The organism is Gluconobacter potus, from assembly GCF_015244705.1.
Taxonomy (GTDB): domain Bacteria; phylum Pseudomonadota; class Alphaproteobacteria; order Acetobacterales; family Acetobacteraceae; genus Gluconobacter; species Gluconobacter potus.
This window is the reverse complement of sequence record NZ_JABCQF010000001.1, coordinates 365,156-378,365: the sequence shown is the minus strand read 5'-3', so window position 1 is coordinate 378,365 and position 13,210 is coordinate 365,156. Positions and strand designations below refer to the sequence as shown.

The following is a 13,210-nucleotide window of genomic DNA, read 5'->3' as shown; positions in this document are numbered from 1 at the left end:
TTAGCAGGCTCCGCACAATGGCAAAACCCGAACTCGGTCTGAAACGGACATGCGTTGAATGCAGCGCCCGCTTCTATGACCTCAACCGCGTCCCTGCGGTGTGCCCGAAATGCGGCACGACGCAGCCGGACGATTCCCGTCTCAAGCGCAGCGAGGTTCCGCTGCCGGAAGAGAAGGATCCCAAGCCCCAGGCCAACGAGCATGAGGATGATGTGGATCTGGAAGTCGCCGAAGACGAGGACGATGATGATGTGATCGCCCCGGACGACGATCTGGACGATGACGATGATCTCAGCAATGACATCGAAGTCCCGAACGACAAGGATGACCGCGACGACAACTAAGGTTGTCTCCAGAGTCCTCTGCGCTGTTTTTCTGGCGGCGCTGATGAGCGGCTGTTCTGATCCGGAAGGTGTATTTGCCCCGGACAGCGCAGCCGTTCGCGCATTCAGGGCCCGGCTTGACAGCCAGTCCAGTGCCACGGCGGTGCTTCAGGCCCGCTGCGCCAACCCGATCCGGGTACTGCGCCTGAGCGTGGACCGGCCGGTGACGGAAGAAATCCTGACCCTGCTGCAGGTCAGCGAGACGCATCAGGTCATGACACGGCATGTCCGGCTGCTGTGCGGCGAGACCGTGCTATCAGACGCCTGGAACTGGTATGTGCCAGAGCGCCTCTCCCCCGCCATGAATACCCTGCTGGAACAGACGGACACGCCGTTCGGACGCGTTGTGCAGCAGACGGCTTTCAGGCGTCAGAGACTCGAAACACGTTTTCCGGGCCAGGCATCGGGAATCGTTCTGGAAAACCGGGCGCTGCTGCGGCGTGGGGTCGATGACGCGCCGATTTCACTCGTCGTGGAAGATTACCTTCCGGCCGCGATCCGCCCCTGAGACTTCAGGACGCGGGCGACCAGTTCAGATGCTGCCCGCCGTCGAGCGCCAGCATCTGGCCTGTTACGGACGGGAGCGCGAACAGCGCGAGCGCGGCCTGAGCGATTTCCTCGGGCGAGGAGCCGTGTTGCAGCGGAGTTCGCGCACACATGTTGTCAAAATGCTCCTGGCTCTGACGCACGGCCGGCAGGACCGGACCGGGACCGATCGCATTCACCCGCACCCGGGGCGCGAGTGCGAGAGCCATGGTCTGCGTCAGGGTCCATAATCCCGTGCGCGACAGGGTATAGCTGACGAAATGCGGGGTCAGGTTCCAGACACGCTGGTCCAGCATGTTCAGGATCAGACCCTCGGCACCTTCGGGAAGCGCCTGTGCCATCGCCTGCGAGAGCACGAATGGTGCACGGAGATTGGTTTCCAGATGGAGGTCCCAGCTTTCGCGGGTCACACTGCCCATTTCGTCGCGGATAAAGGCGGAGGCGTTGTTGATGAGGATTCCAACCGGGCCAAGCGCGGCACTGGCGCGGGGCAGAAGCGCTTCCACATCCTCTTCGCATTGCAGATCGGCTTGCAGGACGCAGCCTTTGCCTCCGATCCGCTCCAGCAGGGCTTCAGCATCATTCGTGCTGTCACGGCAGTGAATGGCGACCGCGAATCCCTGCTCCGCCAGCATCTCCACGAGAGCCGCACCAATACGGCGCGCGCTTCCCGTGACGAGTGCGACACGGGGGACGCGCGGCGAAATCCGGAAAGGCGCAACCATGGTCAGAGAGACCGACGGGCCGTGAGAGCCGCGGCCAGCGTGCCGTCATCCAGCACATCCAGCGCGCCGCCCATGGGGACGCCATGCCCCACGCGCGTCACAGCCACGCCTGTAGGCAGCAGACGTTCCTGCAGCCAGTGCGCGGTCGTCGCCCCTTCGACAGTGGCGCTGAGAGCAAGAATGACTTCCCGCACCCCACCTTCCTCGATCCGCTCGAACAGCGGGCGGACATTCAGGTCATCGGGGCCAAGCCCGGCCAGCGCGGACAGGGTGCCGCCCAGAACCTGATAGCCCCCCCGATGGACGCCCGCGCGTTCCAGCGCCCAGAGATCGCCCACGGTTTCGACCACGCAGATCAGGCCCCGGTCACGCCCTGCATCCGTGCAGATATGGCACGGATCGACCGTATCGAGATTACCGCACAGGCTGCAGGTCTTCACGCTCGTGGCGGCGCGCTCCATCAGATGGGCGAGTGGCAGCATCCGGCTTTCCGGCTGACGCAGAAGGGCCAGCGCGGCCCGACGGGCGGAGCGTGGCCCGAGCCCCGGCAGGCGCGCGAGCATGGTGATCAACTGGTCGATATCGCCATGGCCCATCATGGGCGTGCAGTCCCTGTCAGCCGGATCAGAACGGCAGCTTCAGACCGGCCGGGAGATCGAGACCACCCGTCACATCGCGCATGGCTTCGGCGCTTGCAGCTTCAGCCTTGGTCTTGGCGTCCGTATAGGCGGCAACAATCAGGTCCTGCAGCGTTTCAATATCGGTCGGATCGGCAAGCTGCGGGTCGATCTTCAGATCGCGCATCTCGCCCTTCCCCGTCAGCTTGACCGTCACCAGACCGGCACCGGCTGAGCCTTCAACAATGAGGGACGCCAGATTGCTCTGGGCGGCTTCCATCTTGGCCTGCATCTGGCTGGCCTGCTTCATCAGTCCGGCAAGGTTCTTCATCAGTATCGTCCTATCGGTTCAGGTTCAGATCGTCTTCATCAAGGAAATCGGCATCCAGGGGCGCGAATTCCAGATCGGGCGGTTCGTCATCGGTCAACGGCACGGTGATTTCCGGCGGCAGACCGTATTCATCAAGGGAATGATCCTGCACTTCCCCGATCTTCGCGCCCGGGAAAGTCTTCAGGATGGCCTGCACCAGCGGATGCTGCTCCACCGAAGCCTGATTGAGGGCCACGACTTCAGCACCCTGCTCATCCAGCGTCGGCTCACCCGGAGCGGTGGAAGCACTGACGCGCCACTGGCCGGGATAGACGCGATCCAGCAGTTTCTGAAGCTGGCGTTCGATGCGGGCCTGCGGCTCTTCGGCGCGGATCTGCACGTCCGGCGGCGAAAAGCGCACGAGATGGACGGCATTGCGGAGCATACCGTGCAGCACGGGTTCGCGCTCACGTGCCACCATCGCCACCATTTCGCGCCATGTGCGCGGCGGGGGCGGAAGCTCGGGTTCGGGCTCTGGCTCCGGAACAGGTTCGGCGTAACCGATGCCGGGCTCGATGATCTCGCCACCATTGGCGACCAGCCGGACATGGGCCCGGGGCGCGGGGCCGCCAGAGGTTTCACTGACACTGCTGGACGCGATGCCGCTGACCGGCCCGGATGGCGCTGCGGAAGACGTACCACCCGTCGTGCCGGATGGACCAGCCGGGAGGGACAGATCCTGCCCCCCTTCGGTCAACTGGCGGATCAGGCGATCCGGCGTGGGCAGCAGGCTGGCATGGCACAGACGGATCAGCACCATCTCGGCGGCCTGACGGCGATCCGGAGCGGTTTCGACTTCCTGCACGCCCTTGAGCAGGATCTGCCAGGCACGACCGAGCACGGCATTGGACAGCCGGTCGGCCAGAGCCGCGCCTCGTGTGCGCTCGGCTTCCGGCAGATCCCGGCCTTCCCGCAACGACGGAATGGCCTTGAGGCGCGAAATCAGGTGCAGCAGATCCAGCAGATCCGCCAGCAGAACGCCGAGATCGGCACCGCGGGCATAGGCCTGATCGGTCAGGTCCAGCGCGTCGGCGGGCTTGCCTGCCATCAGGGCATCCAGAAGATCGAAGACCAGTCCGCGATCCGCCAGGCCGAGCATGTCGGCCACGGCATCGGCATCGCTGGCCCCCTGGGCAATGGCCTGATCGAGCAGCGAAAGCCCGTCACGCACGGAACCGTCTGCCGCGCGGGCAATCAGGGCAAGCGCGTCTTCGGAAAGGGTTGCCCCTTCCCTGACGGCGATATTGTGGAAATGCCCGGCAAGAAGGGACTGCGGAACGCGGCGCAGGTCGAAACGCTGGCAACGCGACAGCACCGTCACCGGGACCTTGCGCAGCTCGGTCGTGGCGAAAATGAACGTGACCTGCGGCGGCGGTTCTTCAAGCGTCTTGAGCAGCGCGTTGAAAGCGTTGCGAGAGAGCATGTGGACTTCATCGATGATGAAGACCTTCATCCGCGCTTGCATCGGTCGAAAGCGCGTGGCCTCGATGATTTCGCGCACATCATCCACGCCCGTACGGGAGGCAGCATCCATTTCCAGAACGTCGGGATGACGGTCCGCGAGAATGGCCGTGCAATTGGGGCAGACGCCGCAGGGATCGGCCGTCGGGCCGCCCTTGCCGTCCGGGCCAACGCAGTTCAGGGCGCGGGCGATGATGCGGGCGGTCGTCGTTTTGCCTACGCCCCGCACGCCGGTCAGCATGAAAGCATGCGCCACCCGCTTGAGCTCGAAAGCGCGACGCAGGATGCGGACGAGGGAATCCTGACCGATCAGGTCATCGAAAGTCTGCGGGCGGTATTTGCGGGCCAGAACGCGATAGGGCGTGGCCTCGGCAGCCGGAGGCGCAGACATTTCCGGCTCTGGCGCGTCTCCAAAGAAGCCGCCGCCATTTTCGGGCGGCAGGGGGAGATCGTCGTTTTCATCAGTCATGGAATTGTCTGACCCTCAGCACTGAGGATGGGACCGTGGAGGAACGGTCGGGACGCTGCGTTTAACAAACCGGAGCGTCCGGTGATCTGTGTGAGGTAGGAGGCCGGACATTCAACCCGGATAAAACTCACTGCGGCTGCTTCCTTCCGGACCTGACCGGGTTGGCAAGGTATCCGTCCAAAGCCGACCTCCCGGCGCTCTCCTAACACGGAGAGAGGGGTGTCTGACAACCCCCAATCATCAGAGTGCGCCCTCATTGTCCCGTCTTATTCTCCGACAGCCGCCCCGCCCATGTGCCGCGGATCAGCCGCGCCATAGATCAGGCCGGTCTTTGCGGCAGACAGGCTCGGGCGGTCCGCAAGAATGCCTTCGGCCACACCCCAGGGGCGATGCGGCGACAGGGCATAACCTTCGGCTTTGAGGGTCTGCATGGTCTCGTCAGACAACGCACCCGGCTCCAGCTCGACGGCCGAAGGCTCCCACTGCTCGTGGATTCGCGGCAGATCCACGGCCTGCCGGATATCCAGCCCGTAATCGATCACACCAAGAATGACGGAGAGCGTGATGGTCGGAATCCGCGAGCCACCCGGGCTACCGATCACCATGACGGTTTTACCATCACGCGAGACGATGGACGGTGACATCGACGACAGGGGCGTCTTGCCCGGCGCAATCGCATTCGCTTCCGAACCGACAATGCCGAACATGTTGGGCGCACCCGGCTTGGACGAGAAATCGTCCATTTCGTCATTCATCCAGATGCCGGTATGACCGCCCATCACACCCGCACCGAACCATCCATTGAGGGTATAGGTCGCGGAAACGGCCATGCCATCATGATCGAGAACGGAGAACTGCGTCGTCTCGTGCTTTTCCTGCGTGTCAGGCGCCGCCTGCGCCACGGGAGCGGGAAGCGGCTCCCCTGCCCTCAGCGTACTGGACGACAGGGCATGATCGGTCGGGATGCCCTGACGGATCTGGTAGGCATAGGCCGGATCGATCAGGTGCTCGACAGGGTTGTGCACGAAATCCGGATCGCCCAGGTCCCGGCGGTCCGAATAGGCATGACGCATGGCCTCGACTTCACGCTGCACGGACGGCGCCGTGTGGAGGCCAAGCGCATGCATGTCGTAGCCGGACAGGATGTTCAGGATCTCGCACAGCGCAACGCCGCCACCGCTCGGTGGCGGGGCGGTATCGATCGTATAGCCGCGATAGGTGCAGCGGATCGGTTCGAGATGGCGGATGTGATAGGACGTGAAATCGGCAGGCTGAAGCAGACCGCCGCCTTCCGTGCTGGCACGCACGATTTCTTTCGCGATCGGACCTTCATAGAAAGCTTTGGGGCCTTCCTTCGCGACCAGTTCGAGGGAGTTGGCCAGATCCTTCTGCACCAGACGGTCACCGGCCTGAAGCGGCGTGCCATCGGGGCGCAGATAGAACGCCCGGGCATACGGGTCCTTCTGGAAATAGCGCGTGGAGGTGTGCAGGAGATCCGCATCGCCCTGATTCAGGATGAAGCCGTCACGGGCCAGCGCAATGGCAGGCGCCATGACCTTTTCCCGGGACAGACGGCCCCATTTCTGAAGAATGGCGTCCAGACCCGCCACCGTGCCGGGGATGGCAACGGCTTTCCAGCCCTCGGTGGACAGGCCCGGAATAACCTTGCCCGAAGCGTCCTGATACATCGTCGCCGTTGCGGCACCCGGCGCATGCTCGCGGAAATCGATGAAGACAGTCTGGCCGGTCTTCAGGCGCAGGGTCATGAAACCCCCACCGCCAATATTGCCAGCTGCGGGGTAAACCACGGCCAGCGCATATCCGACAGCCACAGCCGCATCGACCGCATTCCCGCCCTGCGCCAGAATCTTCGCGCCCGCATCGGAGGCGAGATGCTGGGCCGAGACCACCATGCCGTGACGCCCCGAAGCCAGAACACCGGCACTGACATGATCCGGACCGAAGGCCAGCGGATCATGGGCGGAGCTGAGCGCCTGAGGCGCGGCATTGGCGAGCGTCGTGCTGCTGATCAGGAGCGTGGCGAGAAGAAGCGGAAACGCTCTCATGCAGTCTCTCCGTAGGGTGGCTTGGTGTAGCCTTTGGGGGACAGGGTGAAGATTTCGCAGCCATCGGCCGTCACGCCGACCTGATGCTCAAACTGGGCGGACAGGGTGCGGTCACGGGTGACAGCTGTCCAGCCATCATCAAGGATCTTCACGTCCGGGCGGCCGATGTTCAGCATGGGCTCGATCGTGAAGACCATGCCTTCCACGAGCTTCACGCCCTCACCCGGCCTGCCGTAGTGCAGGATGTTCGGCTCGGAGTGGAAATCGCGGCCGATGCCATGGCCGCAGAAATCCCGCACGATGGAGAAGCGGTTGGCCTCTGCATATTCCTGGATGGCATGGCCGATATCGCCAAGCGTGTTGCCGGGACGAACCTGGGCAATGCCCCGCATCATCGCGTCATAGGTCACATCGACCAGCTTCTCGGCCTTCTTGGGCGCCTTGCCCACGACATACATGCGCGAACTGTCGCCATACCAGCCATCCAGAATGGAGGTGACGTCGATATTGACGATGTCCCCGTTGGACAACTTCTTGGAGCCCGGAATGCCGTGACACACGACGTGATTGATCGAGATGCAGCAGGATTTCGGATAGCCGCGATAGTTCAGCGGGGCCGGCGTGGCGCCATGAGCGATCGTGAAATCATGGATAAGCTGGTTAAGCTCTTCCGTGGTGACGCCAGGCTGAACATGGGGGGTGATCATGTCCAGCGCCTCTGCCGTCAGACGACCGACGCGATGCAGATGTTTGAAATCGTCCTGATCGTAGAGAACGATGCCCCGTGCCTTGTCCATATCTGCTGCCCGATCCTTCAATCTTCAAAAAGCCCGGACAAAATGCGTCTGTCCGGGCGGGATCGCAAGGCGGCAGGTCAGATTTTCGGCATCAGCTGTGCCGGGAACGCTTTTTGTGGGCGACGACATGACGCGCGCTGACCATCCGGACGGCCGCGCCATGATGGGAAATCCGCCCATAACGGCGTGGAGCAGTCGGGGCATCGGCCACTTCCATCGGCCGCGACGACGCGAGCAGGACAGAGTGACGGAAATGACCGCGACGACGGGCAGAAGCCATCAGCACACCGGACGGTGCCACCGGGTGAAGGAGCGGCTGGGGCGCGACGCCCTCATCCGCGAAGCCCTTGTCGAGCAGCGACACCATTTCCATCGAACGACGGGTATTGTTCGACGCCCCCATGACCACACCGATCAGGCGGACATTGCCGCGCTGGGCGGACGTGATGAGATTGTGGCCTGCAAGATCGGTATAGCCGGTCTTGAGACCATCCGCGCCCGCATAGATCTTCAGCATCGGGTCATGGTTCGGGACCATGCGGCGATGGAAGTAGAACGAAGGTACGTTGAAATAGTGATAATACTGCGGGAAATCCGAAATCAGATGCTGTGACAGCAGGGCAAGATCATGGGCCGTGGTGACCTGATCCGGATCCGGCAGGCCGGACGCATTACGGAAGGTCGTGTTGGTCATGCCGAGGGCGCGGGCCTGCTGCGTCATAAGCTGCGCGAAACGGACCTCGTCCCCCCCGCCGAGAAACTCACCAAGGGCGCAGGCGGCGTCATTGGCGGATTTGGTGACGAGTCCCAGAATACCCTGTTCCACCGTCAGACGCGTCCCCGGCACGAGCCCAAGCTTGGAAGGCGCCTGGACGGATGCGTGAATGGAGACCGGAACCTGATCGTCAAGCGTGATCTGATGGGCCTCAAGGGCGCGGAAGGTCAGATACAGGGTCATGAGCTTGGTCAGGGAGGCCGGATAGCGCTGAAGCTCGGCATCCGTTGCCGAGAGAACCGCACCCGTGCGGGCATCCATCACATAGCTGGAGATATGTCCGGCATACTGCGCTTTGGCAGATCCCAGACCCATGGCTGTCATGGCGCACAACAGAAAAGCTTTCTGGAACGGAAAACGCATTTGTCTGACAGCCTCTGAACGGAACATCGTCGCGGGAAGGGTTTCGGGCTCTAAAGCCACCGGCGTTGCAGGTACTCTAGGCGCATTGAAAACTTCCCGTCCACCAGCTTTGAAGGACTTTCCTTAATTTTTCGTAAGCAGGAGGCAAACGCGGCAGCATCATGGCAGAGGGCGCATAAAAACCTCATTTCAGAGGCGCGCGGCCCTTCTCAAGACCGAAATTCGCACCATATCATACCAGTCATGTCTTCTTATGATCTTCCCCCCTGTCTGAATGGCCTTCCCCGTGCCGTATTCCCGCGGCTCGCATCCCGCATGGGGCCGGAGTCTCCCGACTCCATTCCGCCCCATGGGCCCGGGAACGGACCTGGGGACGGAGACGGGGATCAGGACCTTGACATCGGGGTGGTGGTGCGGCCGCGAACCCGGACGCGCAAGCCTTCCATGTACAAGGTCCTGATGCTCAATGACGACTACACGCCGATGGAGTTCGTGGTGCATGTCCTGGAGCGCTTCTTTGCCAAGACGCGCGATGAGGCGACGTCCATCATGCTTCAGGTCCATCAGCGTGGCGTCGGAATCTGCGGTGTGTTCACGTATGAAGTGGCCGAGAGCAAGGTGACACAGGTGATGGACCTGGCGCGCCAGAACCAGCACCCCCTTCAGTGCACGATCGAGAAAGACTGATCCGTCTGACAGACAGAAAAGCGCGGACGCAGGATATTTTCTTGTTTCCATCTGCGTTTCTGGCTGGCGTTACACGTTACTCCGCGACAAGATACCTTTCCTACGAGAGGTCGAGAGGAGCGCCATCACATGCTGTCCCGTACGCTCGAACAGACGCTCCACCGCGCCCTGACATTCGCAGGTGACCGGCGTCACGAATATGCAACCCTCGAACATCTTCTGCTCGCGCTGACAGAGGACGACGATGCCCTGACGGTCTTCCGGGCCTGCGGCATCGACCTCGACAAGCTGCGCTCCGACCTGACGGACTTCCTGGACAAGGATCTGGCGGGACTGGCGGCAGAACGCCCGACAGAACCCAAGCCGACCGCGGCTTTCCAGCGCGTGATCCAGCGTGCAGCGATTCACGTCCAGAGCACGGGTCGCGACGAAGTCACGGGGGCGAACGTTCTGGTGGCCCTGTTCGCCGAACGCGAGAGCCATGCCGTCTATTTCCTGCAGTTGCAGGACATGACGCGACTCGACGCGGTCAATTTCATCTCTCACGGCATTGCCAAGGCTCCGGACCGTGGCGCGGGACGGCGTCCGGCCGCGGCTTCCAAGGACACGTCCGAGCGTGAAGAGCGCAAGGAAAGTGCCAAGGAAGGCGCATTGGCGACCTATTGCGTCGATCTGAACGAACGTGCGCGTGAGGGACGGATCGATCCGCTCATCGGCCGCGATCAGGAAATCGAACGCACGATCCAGATCCTGTGCCGCCGCACCAAGAACAACCCGCTCTATGTGGGCGATCCAGGTGTGGGCAAGACGGCCATTGCTGAAGGTCTGGCCAAGCGGATCGTGGAAGGCGACGTGCCGGAAGTGCTGCTGAACAGCACGATCTATTCGCTCGACATGGGTTCGCTTCTGGCCGGCACGCGCTATCGCGGCGATTTCGAAGAGCGGCTGAAGGCCGTCGTGACGGAAATGGACCAGACCCCTGGCGCCATCCTGTTCATCGACGAGATCCACACCGTGATCGGTGCCGGTGCGACGTCGGGCGGGGCGATGGATGCGTCCAACCTGCTCAAGCCCGCGCTGGCTGCCGGAACGCTGCGCTGCATCGGCTCCACGACCTACAAGGAGTTCCGCCAGCATTTCGAGAAGGATCGGGCGCTTGTCCGCCGGTTCCAGAAAATCGACGTGCCGGAGCCTTCGATCGAGGATGCGATCAAGATCCTGCGCGGCCTGAAGGGCAGCTACGAGAAGCATCACAAGGTCCGCTACACTGACGAGGCCCTGCGTGGCGCCGTCGAACTGGCGGCCAAGTATGTCCATGACCGCAAGCTGCCGGACAAGGCGATCGACGTGATCGACGAAGTCGGTGCCGCGCGGATGCTGGTGCCCGAGAACAAGCGCCGCAAGACGGTGACGCTGAAGGACGTGGAAGAGGCCATCGCCAAGATCGCCCGCATCCCGCCCAAGAGCGTCTCGGCCGATGACCGCGAGACCCTGCGCCATCTGGAGCGGGATCTGCGAAACATGGTCTTCGGGCAGGACAAGGCGATCGACGCGCTGGCCGCTGCGATCAAGCTGTCCCGTGCCGGACTGCGCGATGCGGAAAAGCCGATTGGCAACTACCTGTTCTCCGGCCCCACGGGCGTCGGCAAGACGGAAGTCGCCAAGCAGCTTGCCAACTCGCTCGGGATTGAGCTGATCCGCTTCGACATGTCCGAATACATGGAGCGTCATTCGATCTCCCGCCTGATCGGTGCACCTCCGGGTTATGTCGGGTTCGATCAGGGCGGCCTGCTGACGGATGCCATCGACCAGCATCCGCATGCGGTCCTGCTGCTGGACGAAATCGAGAAGGCCCATCCGGACCTGTTCAACGTCCTGCTTCAAGTCATGGACCATGGTCGCCTGACGGATCACAACGGCAAGGTCGTTGATTTCCGCAACGTGATCCTGATCATGACCACGAATGCGGGTGCGGCGGACCTGTCCAAGGAGACGATCGGGTTTGGCCGGACCGTGCGCAGCGGCGAGGATGCAGAGGCGATCAAGCGCCTGTTCACGCCGGAATTCCGCAACCGTCTGGATGCGATCATTCCGTTCGCCAACCTCACGCCGGAAACGGTGGGCCGCGTGGTTGAGAAGTTCGTGCTCCAGCTTGAGGCCCAGCTGGCTGACCGTCACGTCACGATCGAGATCTCGTCGGGCGCGAAGGAATGGCTGGCCGAGCGCGGGTATGACCGCCTGTATGGCGCGCGTCCTCTGGGCCGCGTCATTCAGGAGCACATCAAGAAGCCGCTGGCGGAAGAGCTGCTCTTCGGACGGCTGGCTCAGGGCGGCGCCGTGAAGATCGGCATGAAAAACGGCGCGCTCGACTTCGACATCATCGAAGGCCGGGACAGCGCCAAGGGCGAGGATGGCGCTTCGAAGAAAGACGAAGCGACAAACTGAAGCCCTTTCCAACAAGAAAAAGGCCCGGTGAGACACTGTCTCGCCGGGCCTTTTTCGTTACTGGTACCGGGTACCATTCACGACGACATAGCCCGGCCAGCGCCATTTGCGGCTCGTACCATGATGGGTCCAGTCCACGCCCTGACGGCGCAGGCTGTCGTAATAGTAACGGCCCTGCACCTCGACCTGATCGCCCTTGTTGACCCAGGGCCATTGGGGAGCGTTCATTTCATCGAGATCGGAGACGATCCGGATGGAAACACCCTGCCCGACCGACACATAAAAGTAGCCATGCCAGCCGCTGCGGGTCCGTCTGGCCTTTGGTGAAATGGCGAGAACCTGTCCGCACAGATGCTCGGGAAGATCGATGCGGGTGGGGCCGGACTGCTCAAGCCCCTGCTGGTCCGCAAGGAAGCGGGCATTATCGCAGGAAGCAGGCATGTCGTGGGTGACCTGGCCCGTCAGGGCCTGACCGAAAAGACCCTGCGCGGACGCGGCGAACGGGGCGCACAGCAGGGCTGCGGCAACTGCGGGGAGCAGACGGAATATCATGGAGTTTCTCCTGTCTGGGCGGCCCTGTGCGATGTTCTGCCGCCAGCGGAAAGGACCCGGACACAAAAAAAGCCCGCCCCGGCACGGGAACGGGCTTTCCTGCTGGTCCGGGAAAACGGATCAGGGTGCTTCGCTGGAGCCTTCACCAGCAGCCGGCTCGGCCTTGGCGGCGTCGCTGGCAGCCGGACGCGCGGGCGCACCATCCGTGATCATTTCGAGCTGACCGGTGATCTGGCCACCGTCCTCGACCTGCAGGCGACGGCACTTCACCTTACCGATCAGACGGCCGGTGGAGCGGATCGTCAGGCTGCCATTGACGGTCAGGGTCCCGTCAATCGTGCCGGCGAGTTCCGCGTCCTCGACTTCAACACCACCACGGAAGACACCGCCATGCGTGACCTGAAGCTCGGTCGCCTGGATCATGCTGGACTCGACGGTTCCTTCAACCACGAGACGCTCGGCATCCTGCACCGAACCCTGGACGCTGATGCCGCGGCCCACGACGAGCGTGCGGCGCTCCGGCCCGGTCTGGCGCGGGGCGCCCGGAACAGCGGCCGCACCGGGGCGCGGAGCCCCTGCCGGCATCGCGCCCGTCGGAGAGTTGGGGGACGGCGGCGCCGGGAAAGGGGTACGACCCATGGGAGCGGGGTCCTTCTGCTGGTTGGGCTGCTGGGGACTGGTGGGCGATCCGGATCCTGACGCGGGAGCCGTCTGGCTGGGAGCGTCCGGCCGGTTGGGGAAAATGGGCTGCCCTGCGAGTTTGCTGTTCTCTGCAGGTTTGGAGTCATCTTCCGGTTTGCGTCTTCTGAACAAGGAAACCCCGCTGCGGATCTGGTAAAGAACACTCTCTGTCTAGGGCGTCTCCCGTATGCTCCCTCGCGAAGGCGGAACAGTCAGGTCGGGCCTTTCGACAACGCTACACGCTCACCACCCGGCGGGACAAGACGCGCATTT

At 62.9% G+C, this 13,210-nt stretch carries 13 protein-coding genes and 1 other RNA gene; 4 read left to right on the top strand and 10 right to left on the bottom strand.

The window, feature by feature from the left end; translation table 11 throughout:
• The first annotated feature begins 17 nt into the window (after positions 1-17).
• Entirely contained in the window at positions 18-344 is a 327-nt protein-coding gene (locus tag HKD31_RS01715; protein ID WP_062507949.1) for a TIGR02300 family protein, read from the top strand.
• Positions 345-387: 43 nt separating this feature from the next.
• Positions 388-891, top strand: a complete 504-nt coding sequence (locus tag HKD31_RS01710; RefSeq protein ID WP_194263844.1) for a chorismate--pyruvate lyase family protein — start codon at positions 388-390, stop codon at positions 889-891.
• A gap of 4 nt (positions 892-895) precedes the next feature.
• Here HKD31_RS01710 and HKD31_RS01705 read toward each other — a convergent pair whose 3' ends face one another.
• The 8 genes from HKD31_RS01705 to HKD31_RS01670 form a co-directional block, all read right to left on the bottom strand.
• The gene (locus HKD31_RS01705) at positions 896-1,654 is read right to left on the bottom strand and encodes an SDR family oxidoreductase (protein ID WP_194263845.1); all 759 of its coding nucleotides are present in this window, start codon (positions 1,652-1,654) and stop codon (positions 896-898) included.
• A gap of 2 nt (positions 1,655-1,656) precedes the next feature.
• Positions 1,657-2,253, bottom strand: coding sequence for a recombination mediator RecR (gene recR / locus HKD31_RS01700; RefSeq protein ID WP_194263846.1), 597 nt, complete (start codon positions 2,251-2,253; stop codon positions 1,657-1,659).
• Positions 2,254-2,278: 25 nt separating this feature from the next.
• Complete coding sequence (locus tag HKD31_RS01695; RefSeq protein WP_194263847.1) at positions 2,279-2,602, bottom strand: YbaB/EbfC family nucleoid-associated protein; 324 nt, start codon at positions 2,600-2,602, stop codon at positions 2,279-2,281.
• A 10-nt stretch (positions 2,603-2,612) separates the two neighbouring features.
• Positions 2,613-4,571, bottom strand: a complete 1,959-nt coding sequence (locus HKD31_RS01690; RefSeq protein WP_194263848.1) for a DNA polymerase III subunit gamma/tau — start codon at positions 4,569-4,571, stop codon at positions 2,613-2,615.
• 95 nt (positions 4,572-4,666) lie between these two features.
• Positions 4,667-4,763, bottom strand: an RNA gene (gene ffs / locus HKD31_RS01685) — signal recognition particle sRNA small type.
• A 74-nt stretch (positions 4,764-4,837) separates the two neighbouring features.
• Positions 4,838-6,637, bottom strand: coding sequence for a gamma-glutamyltransferase (gene ggt / locus HKD31_RS01680; protein WP_194263849.1), 1,800 nt, complete (start codon positions 6,635-6,637; stop codon positions 4,838-4,840).
• A complete protein-coding gene (gene map, locus HKD31_RS01675; RefSeq protein WP_041111196.1) occupies positions 6,634-7,434 on the bottom strand; it encodes a type I methionyl aminopeptidase in 801 nt (266 codons plus the stop codon). The genes ggt and map overlap by 4 nt, the downstream gene beginning before the upstream one ends.
• A 91-nt stretch (positions 7,435-7,525) precedes the next feature.
• Positions 7,526-8,572: a D-alanyl-D-alanine carboxypeptidase family protein gene (locus HKD31_RS01670; RefSeq protein ID WP_194263850.1), complete on the bottom strand. Its 1,047-nt coding sequence runs from the start codon at positions 8,570-8,572 to the stop codon at positions 7,526-7,528.
• 243 nt (positions 8,573-8,815) lie between these two features.
• Here HKD31_RS01670 and clpS point away from each other — a divergent pair, with 243 nt between their 5' ends.
• Both clpS and clpA read left to right on the top strand, forming a co-directional pair.
• Positions 8,816-9,259, top strand: coding sequence for an ATP-dependent Clp protease adapter ClpS (clpS, locus tag HKD31_RS01665; protein WP_194263851.1), 444 nt, complete (start codon positions 8,816-8,818; stop codon positions 9,257-9,259).
• A 129-nt stretch (positions 9,260-9,388) separates the two neighbouring features.
• Positions 9,389-11,704: an ATP-dependent Clp protease ATP-binding subunit ClpA gene (clpA, locus tag HKD31_RS01660; protein ID WP_194263852.1), complete on the top strand. Its 2,316-nt coding sequence runs from the start codon at positions 9,389-9,391 to the stop codon at positions 11,702-11,704.
• 57 nt (positions 11,705-11,761) lie between these two features.
• Here the strand turns inward: clpA and HKD31_RS01655 are convergent, their stop codons facing one another.
• Together HKD31_RS01655 and HKD31_RS01650 are read right to left on the bottom strand one after the other, a co-directional pair.
• The gene (locus tag HKD31_RS01655; RefSeq protein ID WP_194263853.1) at positions 11,762-12,256 is read right to left on the bottom strand and encodes a DUF3465 domain-containing protein; all 495 of its coding nucleotides are present in this window, start codon (positions 12,254-12,256) and stop codon (positions 11,762-11,764) included.
• A gap of 120 nt (positions 12,257-12,376) precedes the next feature.
• Positions 12,377-13,069: a bactofilin family protein gene (locus tag HKD31_RS01650; RefSeq protein ID WP_228120107.1), complete on the bottom strand. Its 693-nt coding sequence runs from the start codon at positions 13,067-13,069 to the stop codon at positions 12,377-12,379.
• Positions 13,070-13,210: the final 141 nt, after the last annotated feature.